The 20,388-nt window shown below is 69.4% G+C and carries 17 protein-coding genes and 1 pseudogene; 7 read left to right on the top strand and 11 right to left on the bottom strand.

From position 1 onward, the window contains the following. Window positions 1-34 precede the first annotated feature (34 nt). The 5 genes and pseudogenes from QM682_RS01135 to QM682_RS01115 form a co-directional block, all read right to left on the bottom strand. Window positions 35-1,756, bottom strand: a complete 1,722-nt coding sequence (locus QM682_RS01135) for a peptidase M14 (protein ID WP_415126233.1) — start codon at window positions 1,754-1,756, stop codon at window positions 35-37. Continuing rightward, the gene (locus QM682_RS01130; protein WP_415126231.1) at window positions 1,753-2,874 is read right to left on the bottom strand and encodes an iron-containing alcohol dehydrogenase; all 1,122 of its coding nucleotides are present in this window, start codon (window positions 2,872-2,874) and stop codon (window positions 1,753-1,755) included. The genes QM682_RS01135 and QM682_RS01130 overlap by 4 nt, the downstream gene beginning before the upstream one ends. Next, entirely contained in the window at window positions 2,871-4,358 is a 1,488-nt protein-coding gene (glpK, locus tag QM682_RS01125) for a glycerol kinase GlpK (RefSeq protein ID WP_415126229.1), read from the bottom strand. The genes QM682_RS01130 and glpK overlap by 4 nt, the downstream gene beginning before the upstream one ends. A gap of 529 nt (window positions 4,359-4,887) precedes the next feature. Beyond that, window positions 4,888-5,348 (bottom strand): annotated as a pseudogene (locus QM682_RS01120) (transposase); the annotation flags it as partial. Between the two features lie 407 nt (window positions 5,349-5,755). Continuing rightward, window positions 5,756-6,688, bottom strand: coding sequence for a pirin family protein (locus QM682_RS01115; protein ID WP_415126227.1), 933 nt, complete (start codon window positions 6,686-6,688; stop codon window positions 5,756-5,758). A 66-nt stretch (window positions 6,689-6,754) separates the two neighbouring features. Here QM682_RS01115 and QM682_RS01110 point away from each other — a divergent pair, with 66 nt between their 5' ends. Next, a complete protein-coding gene (locus QM682_RS01110; protein ID WP_415126225.1) occupies window positions 6,755-7,483 on the top strand; it encodes an energy-coupling factor ABC transporter ATP-binding protein in 729 nt (242 codons plus the stop codon). Continuing rightward, window positions 7,458-8,129, top strand: a complete 672-nt coding sequence (locus tag QM682_RS01105) for a CbiQ family ECF transporter T component (protein WP_415126223.1) — start codon at window positions 7,458-7,460, stop codon at window positions 8,127-8,129. Before QM682_RS01110 ends, QM682_RS01105 begins: the two co-directional genes overlap by 26 nt. On the opposite strand, the gene kynU is transcribed toward QM682_RS01105, so the two are convergent. Together kynU and QM682_RS01095 are read right to left on the bottom strand one after the other, a co-directional pair. Next, window positions 8,110-9,354: a kynureninase gene (gene kynU / locus QM682_RS01100; RefSeq protein ID WP_415126221.1), complete on the bottom strand. Its 1,245-nt coding sequence runs from the start codon at window positions 9,352-9,354 to the stop codon at window positions 8,110-8,112. The genes QM682_RS01105 and kynU overlap by 20 nt on opposite strands. Window positions 9,355-9,378: 24 nt before the next feature. Continuing rightward, a complete protein-coding gene (locus tag QM682_RS01095; protein ID WP_415126219.1) occupies window positions 9,379-10,029 on the bottom strand; it encodes a carbonic anhydrase in 651 nt (216 codons plus the stop codon). A gap of 143 nt (window positions 10,030-10,172) precedes the next feature. Between QM682_RS01095 and QM682_RS01090 the strand changes: the two genes are divergently transcribed. From QM682_RS01090 to QM682_RS01070, 5 genes are all read left to right on the top strand, one after another. Further along, the gene (locus tag QM682_RS01090; RefSeq protein WP_415126218.1) at window positions 10,173-10,547 is read left to right on the top strand and encodes a hypothetical protein; all 375 of its coding nucleotides are present in this window, start codon (window positions 10,173-10,175) and stop codon (window positions 10,545-10,547) included. A 146-nt stretch (window positions 10,548-10,693) separates the two neighbouring features. Continuing rightward, entirely contained in the window at window positions 10,694-12,139 is a 1,446-nt protein-coding gene (locus QM682_RS01085) for a leucyl aminopeptidase family protein (protein ID WP_415126216.1), read from the top strand. After that, window positions 12,136-12,984, top strand: a complete 849-nt coding sequence (locus tag QM682_RS01080) for a C40 family peptidase (RefSeq protein WP_415126214.1) — start codon at window positions 12,136-12,138, stop codon at window positions 12,982-12,984. Before QM682_RS01085 ends, QM682_RS01080 begins: the two co-directional genes overlap by 4 nt. An 11-nt stretch (window positions 12,985-12,995) precedes the next feature. After that, window positions 12,996-14,051, top strand: a complete 1,056-nt coding sequence (locus QM682_RS01075; RefSeq protein ID WP_415126212.1) for a saccharopine dehydrogenase — start codon at window positions 12,996-12,998, stop codon at window positions 14,049-14,051. A gap of 73 nt (window positions 14,052-14,124) precedes the next feature. Beyond that, on the top strand, window positions 14,125-15,303 hold the full coding sequence (locus QM682_RS01070) for a PQQ-dependent sugar dehydrogenase (RefSeq protein WP_415126210.1): 1,179 nt from the start codon (window positions 14,125-14,127) through the stop codon (window positions 15,301-15,303). A gap of 15 nt (window positions 15,304-15,318) precedes the next feature. Here the strand turns inward: QM682_RS01070 and QM682_RS01065 are convergent, their stop codons facing one another. From QM682_RS01065 to QM682_RS01050, 4 genes are all read right to left on the bottom strand, one after another. Beyond that, on the bottom strand, window positions 15,319-15,690 hold the full coding sequence (locus QM682_RS01065) for a DUF3775 domain-containing protein (RefSeq protein WP_415126208.1): 372 nt from the start codon (window positions 15,688-15,690) through the stop codon (window positions 15,319-15,321). Window positions 15,691-15,733: 43 nt separating this feature from the next. Further along, window positions 15,734-17,542: a DNA mismatch repair endonuclease MutL gene (gene mutL, locus QM682_RS01060; RefSeq protein ID WP_415126206.1), complete on the bottom strand. Its 1,809-nt coding sequence runs from the start codon at window positions 17,540-17,542 to the stop codon at window positions 15,734-15,736. Between the two features lie 96 nt (window positions 17,543-17,638). Then, window positions 17,639-18,958 carry a M16 family metallopeptidase gene (locus QM682_RS01055; protein ID WP_415126204.1) on the bottom strand — a complete coding sequence of 440 codons (1,320 nt, stop codon included), beginning with the start codon at window positions 18,956-18,958 and terminating at the stop codon, window positions 17,639-17,641. Then, the gene (locus QM682_RS01050) at window positions 18,955-20,364 is read right to left on the bottom strand and encodes a M16 family metallopeptidase (RefSeq protein WP_415126202.1); all 1,410 of its coding nucleotides are present in this window, start codon (window positions 20,362-20,364) and stop codon (window positions 18,955-18,957) included. Before QM682_RS01050 ends, QM682_RS01055 begins: the two co-directional genes overlap by 4 nt. Between the last annotated feature and the right edge of the window lie 24 nt (window positions 20,365-20,388).

Below are 20,388 nucleotides of genomic sequence, written 5' to 3'. Positions count from 1 at the left end.
GACCTCGACATGCCGTTTTCGGCGGGGGTCGCAATCATACCGCTGCGGCGTCGCGCCCCCGACGGGGCAGATCCAGCCCTTGCAGCGCCGCGTAGGCCGCCAGCACGGCCAGGCATTGCGCGTGATGGGCCAGGCGCAGGGCCGGGCCTTGCAGGGTCTCGTCGGGATATTCGGTGATCAGCATCAGGGGCAGCGGCTGGCTCGGCTCGGGGCGCAGGATGACCTCCAGCCCGTGCAGCATCCGCGCGGGCGCACCCCCCTTCAGATACCGCGAGCGCGCGACGCGCTGGCACAGGTTCAGGCCAGCCAGCCCCGGATGCGCGCCCAGGCGGGCGGCGACGGCACGCAGAAGGGCCAGGCCCGCCCCCTCCCATCCCGGCCAATGGCGCAGGATCAGGAACATGCCGCGCGGCAGGGTCCAGCTTTCGAACCCGGCAGGCAGATAGCCCGAGAAAGGCCGGGCGAACTCATGCGCCGGATAGCCGTGCAGGCTGACATGCAATAGCGCGCCCGACCGCAGCCGCGCCTGCGCCCGCACGGCGCTTTCGTGAAGAGGCGGCGTGCGATATTCCAGATCGTCGCCCAAGGCGGTATAGCGCGCCGCGTGCAGCATATGGCCGGGATCAGCCGCCGCCAGTTCCGCGCGCAGGGCATAGCCGTCCGGGTTCTCCAACGGGCAGACCGCCAGATGCGCCCCGCGCCGCGCCAGGACCCGCGCCGCGCGCAGGGCGCCGATCGGACCGGAAATCTCGTTCGCATGCTGGCCCGCCGTCAAAAGCATCGCTCGGCCCGCGCCAGGCAGGTAGCGCCAGCCGACCTCCCGCCCGGCGGCCGAGCGCGCGGCCCGCCCCTCACCCCCCAGCGCCTGCAATTCGCACGCGATCTGCGAGGCGGAAAGCGCCGCCAGCGCCCGTGCCAGCGGCTGTTCGGGCGGCGGCTGTTCGGGCGGCGGCGGGTCCGGCTGCCAGGGCTCGGCCGCCATCAGAAGGGCCGGATGCGCGGCCGGCACCATCTCGGGCACGATCTGGCCCGGCCGCAGGCGGCGGTCGCCCGGCGCCTGCCCCGCCCGCGCCTGGGCATGTTCCAGGACCGAGAAATAGATTTCCTCATGCAGGATCTCGGTCAGCGACAGATGCGCGCCGCCCGGCAGGGGCTGATCGCGAAAGGGCGTCTCGACCCGGATGCGCAGGCGCTGGACTGGAAAAGAGGGAAGCCGCGCGTGGATCTTTTGCAGCATCCTCTCGGGCCAGGTGGCCAGCGGCGCCGAGACCCCGCCCCGGATCAGCCAGCCGCAAGAGGAAAGCCGCGCCCGGCCATGCGCATCCACGACCATCCGGTTCGGCGCCGCGACCCGCATCCGCCGCCGCGTGCCGTCGCGGAAATCCAGCACCAGGCGATAGGCGGGCATCCCCGCCGCCGCCGGACGCCCGGCGCGGAAACGCAGTTCGACGCCCGGCAGCATCGCGGCCAGGGGCCAGGCTTCCAGCAGGAAGCGGCCCGGCGCCGCGCCTTCGGGCCTGGGCCAGGTGACGTGCAGCCGGCGCAGATCCCGAAGCGGCACCTCTTCGGCCATGGCGCAGACCAGGGGCTTCAGCGCCGAACGGCAACGCGCCCGGATGCCGCGCCGGGCGAATTCGGCCTCGGCGGCACGGCGGGTCGGGGCATCGTCGAATGTCCAGACCTCAAGATCGCCGCCCGGCGCGTCCAGCAGCGCCTGAAGATCGTCGTCATAGCCGCCGCGCGCAAGGATCGTCATGCCGCCGCCAATACGGCCATCAGCGCCGCGACCGGGGGGCGAACCGGGTTTCCCTGCATCGAGGAACTGGCCAGCGCCGCCTCGGCCACCCGCGCGTGATCCCTGGATGCCAGGCCCTGCGCCCTTAGGCCCGGCAGGCCGCAATCCCGCGCCCAGTCGGCCAGCCGCTGCGGCGCCTGATCGGGATGGCCGCCCAGGGCATCGGCGATATGCCCACAGACCTCATCCAGCCGCGAGGGGTCGGGCATCAGCTTCCGGTTCATCGCCAGCACCGGCCCCAGCAGCACGCCGCAGATCGCGCCATGCGCCGCCGGAGCGATGCCGCCGATCACCCCGGCCAGCCCATGCACCGCGCCCAGGCCCGCATTCGCCAGCGCCATGCCGCCGCACAGGCTGACCCAGGCCATGACATCGCGCGCGGCCCGGTCCTCGCCGCGCATCAGCGCCGCCAGCGCCTGCAAGCCCGGCCCGATCTCCGGGCGTGCCAGCGCATCGGTGAAGGGCGTGGCGCGACAAGACAGATACGGCTCGATCACCTGCGCCAGCGCGTCCAGCCCCGAGGCCAGCGTCACCCCGCGCGGGCAGGCATCCGTCAGCGCGGGATCGACGATGGCCAGGCGCGGCAGCATCCGCGCATCGCGGATCGAGACCTTGCGGCCATGATCCGGCAGGCCGATCACGGCATTGCGCGTCGCCTCGGCCCCGGTGCCCGCCGTGGTCGGGATCGCGACATAGGGCAGCGGCGGCACGGCCAGCGGCAGGCCGCGGCCGACGACCTCAAGATGGTCCATGACCCCGCCCGGCGCCGGGATCAGCCCGGCCAGCGCCTTGCCCAGATCCAGCGCCGCGCCGCCGCCCAGGGCCGCGACCCAATCGGCGCCGAAGGGCTTGGCGCGGTCCAGCGCGGCCTCAAGCATGGGCAAGGTCGGCTCGGCGGGACAGGAAAGCGCCAGCACCTCGGGGCCAAGAGCGTCCAGCAGCCAGGCGGCGCGGGCGGAATCGGCGCCATGGACCAGGATGCCGCGCCCGCCGAATTCGCGGATCAGGGCGGGGGCCTGGCGCGCCTCGCCCCGGCCAAAGATCACCCGGCCCGGCAGGGCGAAGCCAAAGGGGGTCATGCCGCCTCCATCGTGGCCGCGACGGCCTTTTTCCAGCGGGCATATTTCCGCGCCCGCTCCTCATTGGCCATGGCGGGCTGGAATTTGCGGTCAAGCTTCCACAGCCGGGCGAATTCCTCGGGCGGGGGGCACAGCCCGGCCCGCAACCCGGCCAGATAGGCCGCGCCCAGGGCGGTCGTCTCGATCACCTCGGGACGGTCCACCGGCGCGCCCAGGATGTCCGAGAGGAACTGCATGGTCCAGTCGCTGGCCGCCATGCCGCCATCGACGCGCAGCACCGCCTTGGCTGCGTCGGGCCAGTCGGCGCACATCGCCTCCAGAAGGTCGCGGGTCTGAAAGCCCACGCTTTCCAGCGCCGCGCGGGCCAGTTCCGCCGGGCCGGAATTGCGCGTCAGGCCAAAGATCGCGCCCCGGCAGTCCGGCCGCCAATAGGGCGCGCCAAGCCCGGTAAAGGCGGGCACCAGCACCACGTCCTGTTCAGCATCCGCCCGCCGGGCCAGGGCCTGGGTCTGAGAGGCGGCGCGGATGATCCCCAGCCCGTCGCGCAGCCATTGCACCACGGCGCCAGCGACAAAGATCGAGCCTTCCAGCGCATAGGTGGTCTTGCCGTCCAGCCGATAGGCGATGGTCGAAAGCAGCCTGTTTTGCGAGGGAACCAGCTTTTCGCCGGTGTTCAAAAGCGCGAAGCAGCCGGTGCCATAGGTAGATTTCATCATGCCGGGCGACCAGCAGCCCTGTCCCATGGTCGCGGCCTGCTGATCGCCCGCGACGCCCAGAATCGGGATCTCGCGCCCGAAGATGTCGGCGCGGGTCAGGCCGAAATCATCGGCGCAATCCTTGACCTCGGGCAGAAGCGACATGGGAATGTCCAGCAATGCGCAGATCTCGGCATCCCATTCGTTCCGGTCGATATTGTAAAGCAGGGTCCGCGCGGCATTGGTGGCGTCGGTGGCATGGGTGCGCCCGCCGGTCAGGTTCCAGATCAGCCAGCTATCGACGGTGCCAAAGGCCAGTTCGCCCGCCTTGGCGCGCGCGCGGGCGCCTTCGACGTTTTCCAGCAGCCATTTCAGCTTGGTGCCGCTGAAATAGGGATCAAGAAGCAGGCCCGTGCGGGCGCGGATCATCGCCTCATGCCCCCGGGCCTTCAGCGCCTCGCAAAGATCGACGGTGCGGCGGTCCTGCCAGACGATGGCATTATGGACCGGCCTGCCAGTCGCACGATCCCAAAGCACCACCGTCTCACGCTGGTTGGTGATACCGATGGCCGAGATCAGCCGCGCCCCGATCCCCGCCTTCTGGACCGCAGCCCGCGCGGTGGCGACCACGGTGGACCACAGGTCCAAGGGATCATGCTCGACCCAGCCGGAACGCGGGAAATGCTGCGGGAACTCTTCCTGCGCCTGGGCGACGACGCGCAGCCCGGCGTCGAAGACGATGGCGCGGGACGAGGTCGTCCCCTGATCTATGGCAAGGATGCAGTTCATGGTCCGTCCGTATTTTTCACCAAGCTGACAGGAAGGGGACCGGCCGCGCAACCCTTGCCGCAGCCGGTCCCGCCATTCGCAAGCACGGGGCAAGCGGGCGAGACGCGCCGCCCCGTGCCCCACTTGGGCATGACTGCCAAGACTTGATCAGTTCGTCATACAAGACCGTCTCGCCCTGCGGCGTCTCGTTCTCGATCCTGGCGGCGGGCACGTCCAGCCATTCCTGCGGGTCCTTTTCCTCGTTCAGCCTCAGGCCGGATCGTCCTGGGCCTTGGAACGCTCCATTCGCATGCGTAATATGACCGGCTTTCGCGCCTTTGCGAATGCCGTAATGTCGGAAAAGCGCGCCGCCAGACCCAAGGAGCAAGTGGCCTAGGCCGTGTGGAAAGTCGTCGGCAAAGCGGGTTCGGGCCGTGTCTTTGATCAGCCTTGGCCCTTTCGCCGACGCGTTGGATTTCTGGGTCCCTTGGCGCGCTGGCAGGTCTGGGGTTTGTGATGGATCAGCCTGATGCGCGCCTTCGGGCCACCATCAGCCCGGTATTGCTTGGATCAGCCGCCGGGTGCCGATCAGCGCGATCATCCGCTTTATGCTACAGGCCAGCACGTTCAGCGCCATCTCGGCGCGCATGTTCTTGAGCCGCCGCGTCAGGAAGCGGGTGGAGCCCATCCATGCCTCGATCATGCCGAAAGCGTGCCCGACCGTTGAGCGGCGCGGCGTCATGGCATCGGGGTCACGGCCCAGCCGTTTGCGCATGTCTTCGATCAGGTCCTCACGGTCCCACGGGTTGATCCGTCGCTCCGTGCCGGTGGTGCATTGGCTCCAGTGAGGGCAGGCCCGGCATTCATTGATCCACAGTATCGCAAGACCTGAACGCCGCACTCCTCGGCGGTGTAACGATAGATCAGGTTCTCGCCTGCCGGGCAGACATAGACATCGCGGGCGGTGTCAGGGGTAAAGCCGGACTTCACATACATGCCCTTGACCGCGTTCACGACATCCTGATCGCGCAGATAGGCGCGGTCGGCATCCGAGACTTCGCCGGTGCGGATCGTATTGGCGAAGATCCCGGCGATCTGGCGCCGTCTGTCGGTCATCCGCCCCTGCGCGTCCTGGCCCAGCGTGGTCGCCGGGCCTTGCCCATCGGCGTGCCCGCGAAGACGGCGGCCCAGTCCACATAGCCACGCCCGACGGTCGCGGGAATCTCGGGGGCGGCCATCAGCGCAGGCCCAGGACGGACAGGATGAATAAAACGACCACGACAAGGCCGACCAGATAAATGATCGAATTCATTGGAGTTTCCTTCTCCATGGGATGGATGTTCATGTGCCGGACCAACGTGCGGCTTTGCAATCGGGTTTCGCCGGATGCCGAAATTTCGCCGCCGCCGCCGCGCCGCTCAGGGCAGCGGGATGAATTCGCCATCGTCCGAGGGCGGCAGGCTGAAGCGCCCGCGCCCCCATTCGGCCGCCCGCCAATCGGCCTTGGCCTGCTCGATCCGTTCGCGCGACGAGGCGACGAAATTCCACCAGATATGGCGCGGTCCGTTCAGCGTGGCCCCGCCCAGCGCCATGATCCGCGCGCCCTGCCCGCCCGCCGCCACGGTGATGCGGTCGCCGGGGCGAAAGACCATCATCCGGCCCGCCGGGAATTCCTGCCCCGCGACCAGGACCGAGCCCCGCGTGACATAGATCCCGCGATCCTCGTGATCGTCGGGCAGCGGAAAGCGCGCGCCGGGGGCCAGCGTCACGTCCAGATAGAAGGTCTGCGAAAACAGCGTGGCCGGAGCCTTCGCGCCATAGGCATCACCCAGGATCAGCCGCGCCTGGACGCCGCCATCCTGAAACTCGGGCAGCGTTTCCTTGCCGTGATGCTCAAAGATCGGGGCCATGTCCTCATGGCTTTCGGGCAGGGCGATCCAGGTCTGGATGCCGAACAGTGCATGCGGCCCCCGCCGGGCGGCGGCGCTGGTGCGTTCGGAATGGGTGACGCCCCTGCCCGCGACCATCCAGTTCACCGCGCCGGGCAGAATCACCTGATCCGTGCCGATGCTATCGCGGTGATGGAAATCCCCCTGATAAAGATAGGTCACCGTCCCCAGGCCGATATGCGGATGCGGGCGGATGTCCACCCCCTTGCCGGTCAGGAACTCGGCGGGTCCGGCCTGGTCGAAGAAGATGAACGGACCGACCATCTGCCGGCGCGGCGCGGGCAGGGCGCGCATCACCTCGAATTCGCCCAGGTCGCGGGCGCGGGGGACGATCAGCGTCTCGATGCTGTCCAAGGATGCCACGTCCGGGCATCCGGGTTCAAGGTTGGGGTTCCAGCTCATCCGTGGCTCCTGGCTTTCAACCATGCTAGAGGAATCGCGGATTTTCGCAAAGGGAAAGGACGCGCCTTGCAACAGGGATCGGCGGGCATCTGGGTCCAGGGCGTCGCCCATGCCATCGGCGCGCGCCCGGTGCTGGAGGGCATAGATCTGCACCTGACCGGCCCCCGGATCGGCGTGATCGGGCGCAACGGCTCGGGGAAAAGCACGCTGGCGCGGGTGCTTGCGGGGCTGATCCGCCCCGACCAGGGCCGTGTTCTGGTCGAAGGCGCCGATGCCTGGACCGACCGCCGCGCCGCCATCGCAAGCCTGGGCGTCCTGTTCCAGAACCCCGAGCATCAGATCATCTTCCCCACCGTGATCGAGGAAATGAGCTTCGGCCTGCGCCAGTCGGGCCGGAGCAAGGCCCAGGCGCGGGAAACCGCGCGCGCCACCCTGGCGCGCTTCGGCAGGGCGCATTGGCACGATGCCACGACGGATGCGCTGTCCCAGGGCCAGAAGCATCTGCTTTGCCTGATGGCCGTGATCGCCATGGCCCCGCGCTGGCTGATCCTGGACGAGCCCTTCGCGGGCCTGGACATCCCGACCCGGATGCAACTGGTCCGCCATCTGGATCAAAGCGGCGCGCATCTGGTCCATATCTCGCATGAGGCGCGCGATCTGGCGGGCTATGGCCGCATCCTGTGGCTGGACCAGGGCCGCATCCGCGCCGAAGGAGGCCCCGAGCTTCTGGCCGAGTTCGAGGCCCGCATGACCGAGGAGGGCACGCGCGATGATCTCGCTGACCTCGCCGGTTAGGACGCGGGCGCACGGCTGGCCCGCGGGGGCCAAGCTGGCCGGGCTGGCCGCGGCGACGACGGGGCTGTTCCTGCTGCCGGGACTGACCGCGCAGGTCGTGGCGCTGGCGCTGACCCTGGGCCTTTACGCCCTGCCCGGCCGCGCCTTCCTGCACCACGGCCTAAGGCAACTGCGCATCCTGTGGCCCTTTGTCCTGATCCTGGCGCTATGGCATCTGGCGACCGGGGACGGCCCCGAGGGGCTGCGGCTGGCGCTGCGCCTGGTCTCGGCGGTGGCGCTGGCCAATCTGGTCACGATGACGACCAGCCTTTCGGCGCTGACGGAACTGCTGCACCGGATGCTGGGGCCGCTTCGCCGGCTGGGCCTGCCGACCGCGCTGATTCAGAATGCCCTGCCGCTGGCAATCCGCTTCACCCCCGTCCTGATCGCGCGGGCGGGGATGCTGGGCCAGGCGTGGCGCGCGCGTTCGGCCCGGCGGGCGAACTGGCGCATCGCACTGCCGATGGCGCTGCTGGCGCTGGACGACGCCGACCGCGTGGCCGAGGCGATCCGCGCGCGCGGCGGAATGGGCGAAGAGGACGGGATGGGCGGCCCCGTCCCGGCCCCTACCGATGCCGCGCCCGATCTCAGGTCACCGCCGCCCTGACCGCGAAGCGCGGTTCGCGCCATTCGCCGCTGGCCAGCACCTCGTGCAGCATCCCGGCCGCCCGCGCCACCTCGGCGAAGCTGAGATAAAGCGGCGCGAAGCCGAAGCGCAGGGTCGAGGGCGCCCGGAAATCCCCGATCACCCCCCGCGCGATCAGCGCCTGCATCACCGCATAGGCGTTCTCATGCGTGAACGAGACCTGGCTGCCCCGTGCCGCCGCCTCGCGCGGGCTTTGCAGGGACAGGCCCAGCCCCGCGCATCCCTGCTCGACCAGAGCGATGAAAAGATCGGTCATCGCCATGCTTTTCGCGCGCAAAAGGGCCATGTCCACGCCGTCCCAAAGCTGCAAGGCACCGCGCAGCGCCTGCATCGACAGAATCGGCTGGGTCCCGCATTGAAAGCGGCGGATGCCGGGATCGCCTTGATATCCGGTCTCGAAGGCAAAGGGTCGGGCATGGCCCCACCAGCCGCTTAGCGGTTGGCGCGCCTGCGCGTGATGGCGCCGCGCCACATAGATATAGGCTGGGGCGCCCGGCCCGCCATTCAGGTATTTATAGCTGCATCCCACGGCCATATCAGCCTGGCAGGCATCCAGTTCCACCGGCAGCGCGCCCGCCGAATGGCACAGGTCCCAGACGACCAGCGCCCCGGCGCGATGGGCCAGCCGGGTCAGCGCGGCCATGTCGCGCAGCGCGCCGGTCTTGTAGTTCACCTGGTTGACCAGCAGCACGGCCACGCTGTCGTCCAGCATCTCTTCGATCCGCGCGCCGTCGCGCCCCTCAAGGCGCAGCACGGCGCCTGGCAGGGTCGAGGCCACGCCCTCGGCGATATAAAGATCGGTGGGAAAGCTTCCGGCCTCGGCCAGGATGGTGGCGCGGCCGGGACGCAACCCCATGGCCGCGTGAAGCGCCTTGTAAATGTTGACCGAGGTCGTGTCCCCCACCACCGTCTGTCCCGGCGCCGCCCCGATCAGCGCGCCGATCCGGTCGCCCAGTTCGATCGGCAGGTCGAACCATCCCGCGCTGTTCCAGCTTCGGATCAGGCCGTGCTGCCACTCGTGGCTTGCGGCAAGCTGCAACGCCTCAAGCGCGCGCAGGCTGGCCGGGCCAAGCGAGTTGCCATCCAGATAGATCTCGCCCTGGGGGATCAGGAACCCGGCGCGCAGGGGCGCCAGGGGATCGGCGGCGTCCATGGCCGCGATGGCGGCGTCGTCGATGGCGGTCATGTCCTTCCCTCCCGGCATGGTCGGCTAGTCGATCTGCACGAAACCCTCGGACGCCGGATCGTATTGCAGCAGCTTGCCGTTCCCGATGTCGTGGACCAGCCCGTGCAGCGACAGATCCCCCGCCTCGACCTTGGCGCGCACGAAGGGAAAAGTCAGCAGGTTCTCAAGCGAGACCAGCACCGCCTGACGCTCCAGCGCCGCAACCTGCTGGGTTTCGGGCAGGTCCAGGACACGCTCATAACCGGGGCGCAGGATGTCCATCCAGCGGCCGACGAAGCTGGTCTTTTCCTCAAGCTCGGGGGCATGGCCCGAGCACATGGCATGACAGCCCGCGACGCCGCCGCATTTGGTGTGCCCCATGACCACCACATGCGCCACCTTCAGCTCGTTCACCGCGTATTCCACCGCCGCCGAGGTGCCGTGCTGCAAGCCGTCAGGCTGATAGGGCGGCACCAGATTGGCGATGTTGCGATGGACGAAGAATTCACCCGTATCGGCCCCGAAGATCGAGGTCACATGCACCCGCGAATCGCAGCACGAGACGATCATGGCGCGCGGGCGCTGGCCGTCCTCGGCCAGGCGGCGATACCAGGCGGCGTTTTCCGCATAGCCCGTCGCATGCCAGCCCTGATAGCGCTGCACGAGGTAGTGGGGCAGCAATCGAGCCTGTTTCATGACTTCCTCATCTTCCTATATCGCGTTTGATACAGTCCCGACCGATAAATTTCGAGAGGTTTAGTAGGCGCGTCTCAACCATTTCTTGAGGCATTGCTGCCAGTTTGCGCATCCAGGAAACGCAAATCGCGCAAGGTGGACAGATGACGAAAGTGGCCCTTCTGGCTGTCGATGAAAATGCCAGCATCGACATGCATCGGCTGGAAGAGATCGTCAGCGAACTGGGCGAAAGTGCCGCCGCCCAGGTCATCGGCGCGGCACTAGAGCAGCTTGCCTTGGCCCTGACGCGCACCGCCGAGGCCGCCGAGCGGGCCGAGCTGGCCACCACCACCCTGGCCGAACAATTGGCCCGGCTGGCCTGGCAGGTGGGGCTTGTGACGCTGGCGGGGGTCGCCATCGACGTGGGCCATTGCGCCGAGCGGCGCGACATGGCGGCGCTGGCCGCGACCACGGCCCGGCTGCGGCGTATCGGCAACCAGTCCCTGACCCGGATCTGGGACGACCCCGAACCGGAATAGGCGGCGCGCGGGAACCGGCCCGATCCCTCGCCCCTGGGGGCGTGCCTTGGGCGGCACGGGCGGCTTATTCCTCCGGCCCACTCCGCTTGCCCTTGCGGCGCGCGGCGGGCGCGCTACCTTGCCCGCAGAAAGCAAGGAAGTCCGCGATGTCCAGCACCCCCGAATTCGCCGCCCCGCAAGCCGCCCAACAAGCCGATGCGCAATCCGGCGCCCTGCCGCTCTGGCTGCTGCGCCCCGGCGAGGACGGTCCCGACTGGCCGCGCGATCTGCCCCAGCCGGCGCGGCTTTGGGCCAAGGCTCAGGGTTTCGCGGCCAAGCCGGGCCAGCTTTGCCTGCTGCCCGATGCGCAGGGCGGCATCCTGGGCGCGCTTTGCGGGCTTGGTCCCCTGCCTGACCCCCGGCCTGACTCCCAGCCCCCCGCGCCCCGCGACCGCTGGAGCCTTGCCAGGGCCGCCGAGACCCTGCCCTCCGGCAACTGGCGGCTGGCGAACCTGCCCGAGGGCTTCGACGCCACGCTGGGCGCTTTGGGCTGGCTCTTCGCGCAATACCGCTTCGACCGCTACAAAAAGGCCGAACTGCCTGGCGCACGGCTGGTCGCGCCCGAGGGCGTCGATGCCCCCCGCCTCTCGGCGCTCGCGGCGGGCGAGTTCCTGGCCCGCGACCTGATCAACACCCCCGCAAGCGACATGGGGCCGCAGGAACTGGAACAGGCGGCACGCGATCTGGCCGCGCGCCACGGCGCGCAGATCGCCGTCATCGCGGGCGACGACCTGCTGGACCGGAACCTTCCGATGATCCATGCTGTTGGCCGCGCTGGCGCGCAGGCACCACGCCTGATCGACCTGCGCTTTCCCGGCGAAGGCCCGCTGCTGACGCTGGTGGGCAAGGGCGTCTGCTTCGACACGGGCGGTCTGGACATCAAGCCCCCCTCATCGATGGGGCTGATGAAGAAGGACATGGGCGGGGCGGCGAACGTCCTGGGCCTGGCCGAGACGCTGGCGCAGCTGGGCCTGACCCGCGCGATGCGCCTGCGCGTCCTGATCCCGGCGGTGGAAAACGCCATTTCCGGCAATGCCTTCCGCCCCGGCGACATCCTGACCAGCCGCAAGGGCCTGACGGTCGAGATCAACAATACCGATGCCGAGGGCCGGCTGGTCCTGGCCGATGCGCTGGCGCTGGCCGATGAAGAGGCGCCGGCGCTGCTGATCTCGATGGCGACGCTGACCGGGGCGGCACGGGTGGCGCTGGGACCGGATGTGCCGCCCTTTTTCTGCGACGACGATGCCGTCGCGGCGGCGCTGCAAGGCGCGGGGCTGGCCCATGCGGACCCGGTCTGGCGCCTGCCCTTCTGGGCGCCCTACGAGACGATGATCGAGCCGGCCATCGCGGATCTGGACAATGCCCCCGGCGGCGGCTTCGCGGGCGCGATCACGGCGGCGCTGTTCCTGCGGCGCTTCACCGGCAAGGCGCGGCACTACGCGCATTTCGACATTTACGGCTGGCAGCCCTCGGCCGCGCCGGGCCGGCCCAAGGGCGGCGCGGGCCAGGCCATGCGCGCCATCCTGCACGCCCTGCCCCAGGTGCTGGCATGACGGCCGGCCCCGACCGCCGCCTGACCCCTGCCACGGCGCGCGTCGCGCTGGAAAGCCTGCGCGGCCTGCTTGAGCGGCCAGCCTATAGCCAGGGCCGGCCCTCCCGGCTGGCCGTGCCGCTTGCCGACCTGCGCCGCGCGCCCTTCGGCGGGCGCGACCGGCAGGTGAATTTCGGCGCCGACCTGCTGGTGATCGACGAAGAGGACGGCTGGGCCTTCGTCCAGGCCCAGGCGGACGGCTATTGCGGCTGGCTGCAAGTCGATGCGCTTGGCCCCGCCGATGCCGCGATCACCCACCGCGTTTGCGTCCCCGCAACCCATGTCTATCCCGAACCGGACCTGAAAACCCCCGAGCTGATGTCCCTGTCGCTGGGCGCGCGGCTGTCGGTCACGGCGCTTCGGAACGGCTTCGCGCGGCTAAGCCAGGGCGGCTGGGTGCCGGCGCAGCATATCGCGGACCGCCCTGCCGCCGACCCGGCCCAGGTCGCGGAAAGCCTGATCGGCACGCCCTATCTTTGGGGCGGGAACAGCCGCTTCGGCATCGATTGCTCGGGGATGGCGCAGGCGGCGCTGGCGGCCTGCGCCATCCCCTGCCCCGGCGACAGCGACATGCAGCAGGCGGCCTTCCCCGAGGCCGAGACGATCCGGCGTAACGATCTTTTGTTCTGGCCCGGCCATGTCGCGCTGGCGCTGGACGGCCAACGGATGATCCACGCCACCGCCTGGACGATGAATGTGGTGATCGAGCCTATCGCCCAGGCCATCGCCCGGATCGACGCGGCGGGCCAGGGGCCGTTTCGGGGCGCCCGCCGCCCGCCCGAGGCCGCAACCGCAAGCTTTCCATGAAAGGAACCGACATGGTCCATCTTTGGGTCCGGGCAGAAAGCCGCCCGAACGAGCGCCGCGTGGGCATCACCCCCGAGGGTGTCGCCAGGCTGAAATCCCAGGGCTTCCACATCACCATCGAGGAAAGCCCGCACCGCGTCCTGCCGCTTCAGCCCTATCTGGACGCCGGGGCCGAGGCGGCGCCGGAAGGCTCCTGGCCCAAGGCCCCGCATGACGCCATCATCCTGGGGCTGAAGGAATTGCCCGAGGACGGTAGCCCCCTGCCCCATCGTCATATCATGTTCGGCCATGCCTATAAGGGCCAGTCGGGCGGGCCGGCGCTGCTGAAGCGTTTCCGCACGGGCGGCGGCGCGCTTTACGACCTGGAATATCTGACCGAGCCTTCGGGGCGCCGCCTCGCGGCCTTCGGCTATTGGGCGGGCTTCGCCGGCGCGGCGGTCTCGTTGAAGGCATGGGCGGCGCAAAAGCGCGGCGGCATCTGCGAAGCCGTCACCAGCTTTCCCAGCCAAGAGGCGATGACCCAGGCGCTGCGGGCCGAACTGGACGCGACCGGCGCGCCCCGCCCCCATGCCATCGTCATCGGCGCGCTGGGGCGGGTGGGCGCGGGCGCCTCGGACCTTATGGCGCGGATGGGCGTGCGGGTGACGAAATGGGACATGGCCGAGACCGCGCGGGGCGGCCCCTTCCCGCAGGTCCGGGCGCATGAGGTCTTCATCAACTGCATCCTGGCCCAGCCGGGTTGCCCGGTGTTCATCCCCGCCGACGCCAAGGGACCGGACCGCGCCCTGACGGTGATCGGGGACGTGGCCTGCGATCCCACCAGCGAATTCAACCCCGTTCCGGTCTATGACCGCGCCACCGACTGGGCGCAGCCCGTGATCCGCGTTGCCGAGGCGCCGCCTTTGGACGTGATGGCGATCGACAACCTGCCCTCGCTTCTGCCGCTGGAAAGCTCGCAGGATTTCGCCGGGCAATTGCTGCCCGTGCTGGAAGGGCTGGACCGGATCGACCAGGACGCCTGGGGCCGCGCCGGCGCCCTTTACCGCGAGCATCTGGCGCGGCTTTGACGAAATCGCCTGGGAACGGCCGACCGCCGCGCGCCGTTCGGCCAGCGAACCCTGCCGAACGCGGAGCGCGACGATGAAGCCATTTCCGACGATTGCCCTTCTTGCCGCCACGCTAACCGCCACTCCCGCGCTGGCCCAGTTGAACCAGGCGCCGCCCAACGCCCCCGGCCAGCAGCCCGCCTTCCAGGGCCAGACCCGCGCGCCGGAGCTTGCGGACGGGGTGCGGGTCCGGGCGCAAGAGGTCGTCACCGGCCTCGACGGTCCCTGGGGCCTTGACCTTCTGCCGGATGGCGGCTGGCTGATCACCGAAAGGCCGGGGCGGATGCGCCTGTTCCGGGACGGCAAGCTTTCCCAGCCGATCTCGGGCCTGCCGCCTGTCGATGCGCGGGGCCAGGGCGGGCTTCTGGACGTGCTGACCGGCCCCGATTTCGGCCAGACCCGCCGCGTCTGGTGGAGCTATGCCGAGCCGCGCGGCGAAGGCAGGAACGCCACCGCCGTCGCCACCGGCATCCTGTCCCCGGACGGCGCCGAAATGCGGGACGTGAAGGTGATCTTCCGGCAGGACCCGGCCTGGGCCTCGGACAAGCATTTCGGCTCGCGGTTGGTGCTGGACGGCAAGGGCGGGCTTTTCATCACCACGGGCGAGCGTTCGGACCGCGGCGCGCGCCCGCTGGCCCAGGACGTGAACACGCATCTGGGCAAGGTGCTGCATGTCGATGCCGCGACCGGCGCGCCCCTGGCCGGCAATCCCTTCGCCGAAGGCGGCGGCAAGCCCGAGGTCTTTTCCTGGGGCCACCGCAATATCCAGTCGGCCGCCCTGGACGGCCGGGGCCGGCTTTGGACCGTCGAACATGGCGCCAGGGGCGGGGACGAGTTGAACCTGATCCGGCCGGGCCGCAATTACGGCTGGCCCGTCGCGGCCTATGGCATCGAATATGGCGGCGGCAAGATCGGCCAGGGCCAGACCCGCCATCAGGGAACCGAACAGCCGGTCTATTACTGGGACCCCGTGATCGCCCCCAGCGGCATGGCGCTTTACGAAGGCGCCATGTTCCCCCAGATGCGCGGCGATTTCCTGATCGGGGGCCTGAAGGCCCGCGCGCTGGTGCGGCTCAGGATCCAGGGCGAACGGGTCACGGAAGAGCAGCATCTGGCCCAAGGCATCGGCCGCGTCCGCGACGTGGCCATCGCCCCGGACGGCGCCATCATGCTTCTGACAGACGAAGGCAAGCTGGTGCGCCTGGCCCGCTAGGCGCCCGAAACGGGTTCAGACCGGCTTTTGCAGCGCATCTTCCTCGGCCTCGGGCGAAAGGCCCAGCGATTCCATCCCCGCCTCAAGGTAATCGGCCAGTTGCGGATCGCCCATGAGGTAATCGGCGGTCGGCGCGCGCCGCTCGGCCTTGGCGGTGCGGATGGCCTCGGGCAGATCCTCGGCGTCGAAGGTGTCGCGACCGATCCACATCACGGCGACCAGGCTGGCCTGCTCATCCTCGTTCAGGGTGTCGATAAAGTCGTGAAGCTCGGTCCGGGTGCCGTGGCCGGTGCGCTGGCCGCTATGCGCCCAAGGATTGACGCCGGAATCGTATTCGCGGGCGCGGATGATGATATGGGCGATCTTGTCGGGCGTGATTTCCAGCATGGCGGCACCTCTGGACCAAGTGTGACGCCGCCGCCGGCCAAGGTCAACGCCCGAAGAGCCGCTCGATATCCGACAGCTTCAATTCGATCCAGGTCGGGCGTCCATGGTTGCACTGGCCCGACCTTGGGGTGCGCTCCATCTCGCGCAGAAGGGCGTTCATCTCATCGCCCGACATGCGCCGGCCCGAGCGCACCGAGCCATGGCAGGCCATCGAGGACAGGACCGCATCCACCCGCGCCCGCAGCCGGTCCGAGGTGCCCTGATCGGCCAGATCGTCCAGGATGTCACGGATCAGCCGGGCCGCATCCAGCCGCTTGACCAGCGCCGGCACCTCGCGCACGGCCACGGCGCCGCCGCCGAAAGGCTCGATCACCAGACCCAGCGCGGCCAGATCCCCGGCCACGGACAGGATGCGCCGCGCCTCGGCATCCGACAGTTCGACGATCTCGGGGATCAGCAGGGCCTGGCGCGCGATGCCATTGGCCTCGGCCTGGGCTTTCAGCCGCTCATAGACCAGACGCTCATGCGCGGCGTGCTGGTCCACGATGACGATGCCCCGCGCGGTCTGGGCGACAATCCAGTTCTCATGCAGTTGCGCGCGCGCCGCGCCCAGAGGGGCGGTCTCGGCGGCGGTCTCGGGTTCGGGTTCCACCCGCGCGGCCGGGCTTTCGGCAAAGCCCGGTGCCTGGAAGGCCAGGCTGGCCGCCACCGCCTGCGCCGAGGGCCGCGCGGGGGCATGGTGGCCCGCCTGATAGCTTCGCGCCGCGGGTTCCGGCCGCGCCGCCGCCAGAGCCGCCGTCCCGACCGTGGATGAGGCGCGATGCCCCGCCCCCGCCAGCGCATGGCGCAGGGTGGAAACCACCAGCCCGCGCGCGGTGTCGGGTTCGCGGAACCGCACCTCGGCCTTGGCGGGATGGACGTTCACATCCACCGCATGCGGCTCGCAGGTCAGGAAAAGCACCGCCGCCGGATGCCGTCCCGATGTCAGCACATCCATATAGCCCGCGCGCAAGGCCCCGGTCAGCAGCTTGTCGCGCACCGGACGGCCGTTCACGAACAGATGCTGCGCCACTGCCGCGCCGCGCGAATAGGTCGGCAGCGCGGCGAAGCCCGCCAGCGCCAGCCCGTCCCGCTCGGCGTCGATCGCCAGCGCATTCTCGATGAAATCGCGGCCCATCACGCGGGCAAGACGGGTCTGCAAGGCGCCGAACAGTTCGCCCTGTTCGGCATCGGCGCGAAACAGCACGCGCCCCTCGTCCTCGTCGGTCAGGGTAAAGGCGACATATGGCTCGGCCATGGCCAGGCGCCGGATCACTTCGGCCACGGCCTGGGTCTCGGCGCGGTCGCTGCGCAGGAATTTCAGCCGCGCGGGCGTGGCGAAGAACAGATCCCGCAATTCGACCACCGTGCCGCGATTGCCGGCGGCGGGCCTGACCCCGGCCATGCGCCCGCCCGAGACCGCGATCTGCGCCGCCTCGAACCCCTCGGCCCGGCTGGTGATCGACAGCCGGCCCACGGCGCCCAGGCTGGGCAACGCCTCGCCGCGAAAGCCGAAGCTGCGGATGTCCAGAAGGTCGCTGCCGTCGATCTTGCTGGTCGCGTGGCGCGACAGGGCCAGGGGCAGATCCTCGGCGGTCATGCCGCAGCCGTCATCGCCGACCCGGATCAGCGCCTTGCCCCCCTTGGCGATGGCCACCTCGATCCGGCGCGCGCCCGCGTCCAGCGCGTTCTCGACCAGTTCCTTGACGGCCGAGGCCGGACGCTCGACCACCTCGCCCGCCGCGATGCGGTTGGCGGCGCTTTCATCCAATTGCCGGATGATGGGACGCATATTGGGGGCATGAGTGTTCATACCCCCAGATCTAGCATCGCGGTCAGGGATTCGCTAGGCGCAACCGCGCCTTTGCCCTTCTTCCGTTTCCCACGCAGCCAAAGCCGGCCGCGCGCCCTAGTCGCTGGCGCCGATCCCCTGGGGCCGCCCCACCAGGACGAAGCGGATCTGGTCGCCATGCAGCAGGCGCCTGGCCACGCGGGCCACATCCGCCGCCGTCACCGCCTCGACCCTGGCATTGCGATTGTTGACGTAATCGGCGGGCAGGCCGATCAACTGCATCCCGGCCAGGATCGAGGCGATCTTGCCATTACCGTCGAAGCGCAGGGGATATTCCCCGGTCAGATAGGTCTTGGCGTCGGTCAGCTCCTTCTCGGTCACGCCGCCCTGGGCAAAGCGGTCCCATTCGCTGCGGATCAGGCCCACCGCCTCGGCCACCTTGTCGTTCGCGCTGGCCATCCCGCCCTGCCAGGTCTGGCCGTAAAGCCCGTTCGCAAGCCCTGTGCCCACGCCATAGGTCAGCCCGCGCTTTTCGCGGATCTGCTCCATCAGGCGCGACGAGAAGCCCCCGCCGCCCAGGATATGATCGGCGACATAGGCGGCGAAATAATCCGGGTCCGACATGGGCAGGCCGGCCTGGGCGAATGTCACCACGGTTTGCGGGCTGTCCCAGTCGATCACGGTGACGCCGCCCTTCAGGTCCAGCGTCGCGGGCGCCGGCAGGGGCGCGCTGCCGGTCGCGGGCAGGTCGCCCAGGATCCTGTCGATCACCTTGCCAAGATCCTCGGGCGTGATGTCGCCCGCGGCGGCGACCACCACCCGGTCGCGGGCCAGCACGCGGTCCTTGGCCGCGATCAGGTCGTCGCGGGTCAGCGCCGCGACCGAATCCGCAGTGCCGTTGATCGAACTGGCATAGGGGTGATCGCCCCAGGCCAGCCGCGCCAGTTCCTTGGTCGCGATGGCCTGCGGATCGGTCGCCTCGGAGCGGATCACGGATTGCAACTGCGCCCGCACCCGCTCGACCGCATCCGCGTCGAAACGCGGCTTGGTCAGCGCCAGCCGCAGCAGGTCCACCGCCTGGTCGCGATTCTCGGTCAGGGCGCGGGCGCCGACCACCAGCGCATCATCGCCGACATTGAAGCTGGCCTGCGCGCCCAGTCCCTCGACCGCTTCGGCGAACTGGACCGAGTTCATATCGCCCGCCCCCTCTTCCAGCAGGGCGGTCATCAGGCTGGTCGCGCCGCGCTTGCCGGGCGCATCCAGGCTGGCGCCACCCTTGAACATCAGCGAAAGCGCGGTGAAAGGGATCGAATGATCCTCGACCAGCCAGGCATGGATCCCGCCGGGAGAGGTGATCTGCTGGATCTCGATGGCGCGCGCGGGAAGGCTCGCCAGCGCGGTCAGGGCGAAAAGGCAGGCGGCAAAGAGGCGGATCATTCGACGACTCCGTTCCGGGGGGCTTCAAGGGGGACGGCAGCCTGGCTTGCCGCCCGCGGGTCCGAGGGCAGAAGCCAGCCCGTCACCGTGGCGGGGTTTTCCAGCACCAGCTTCGCGGCGGCGCGGATGTCCTCGACACCGACCTGGGCCAGGATGTCGGGCCAGTCGTTCACGTCCTGGACCGACAGGCCCACCGCAAGGCCCTGGCCGTAATCATAGGCGCGGCCATGGGCCGAATCCTGGGCATAGATGCGATCCGCGCGGATCTGGGTCTTGACCCGCTCAAGCTGCGCGGGGTCCGGGCCATCGGCCAAAAACTTGTGCAAGGCTCCGTCAAGCGCCGCCTCGGCCTCGGCATTCGGGACCCCCGGTCCCGGCACCATGGAAAGCGCGAAGGTGGTCGGATCGACGGACAGCCCGTCATAGCCCGCATTGACGTAAAGCGCCTTGCCCGGCAGCACCAGATCCCGCGCCAGAACCGAGGTCTGGGCCGAGCCACCCAACAGTTCCGCCAGCACGCTCAGCGCGGCGGCGCCCTTCTGGTCGCCGGGGTTGCGCTCGGGGGCCAGGACGGTGCGGATCATCACCGGCTGGGCCACGCGGGGATCGGTGCGCTCGATCCGGCGCGGGGACCGCTGGATCGGCTCCTGCGGGCGCGGCCTGCGGGTGCTGTCGGGCTTGGCCGGGATCGGGCCATAGTATTTCTCGGCCAGTTCGCGGGCCTTTTCGGCCGTCACGTCGCCCGCGATGACCAGCACCGCGTCGTTCGGCGCGTAATGGGCATCATACCAGGCGATGGCGTCGTCGCGGGTCAGCCCCTCCATCTCTTGCCGCCAGCCGATCACGGGGCGGCCATAAGGATGGTTGTAATATTGCACGGCGCTGCGCTCCTCGGCGAATTGCGCGCCGGGATCGCTGTCGATGCGCTGCGAGCGTTCCTCCAGCACGACCTGACGCTCGGCCAGCCAGTCGTCCTCGCCGATCCTAAGGTTCTGCATCCGGTCGGATTCCATCTCCATGACCAAGGGCAGGCGGTCGGCCGCGATGCGCTGGAAATAGGCGGTGTAGTCGTAGCTGGTGAAGGCGTTGTCCGCGCCGCCGTTCGCCGTGACCGTCTTGGACAGTTCGCCCGGTCCCAGCTTGTCGGTGCCCTTGAACATCAGGTGTTCCAGGTAATGCGCGATGCCCGACTTGCCCGGCTGCTCATCGGCGGAGCCGATCTTATACCACACCATCTGGACCACGACCGGGGCGCGGTGATCCTGAATCACCACGGCCTCAAGTCCGTTCGGCAGGGTGAAATGGCTGACGCCCTGCGGCATCTCGGCCGCCAGCGCGGGGCCAGCAAGCGGGGGGGTCGCGGCCAGCGCCAGAAGGCAAAGGGCCAGGCGGGTCGATCTGAACATGAACAGGCTCCGGTTCCGGGTCGC

Origin of the sequence: Paracoccus sp. (in: a-proteobacteria), from assembly GCF_047605025.1 — a bacterium.
Lineage (GTDB): Bacteria > Pseudomonadota > Alphaproteobacteria > Rhodobacterales > Rhodobacteraceae > Paracoccus.
The sequence above is the reverse complement of the archived record's forward strand: the minus strand, read 5'-3'. Positions and strand labels throughout refer to the sequence as shown.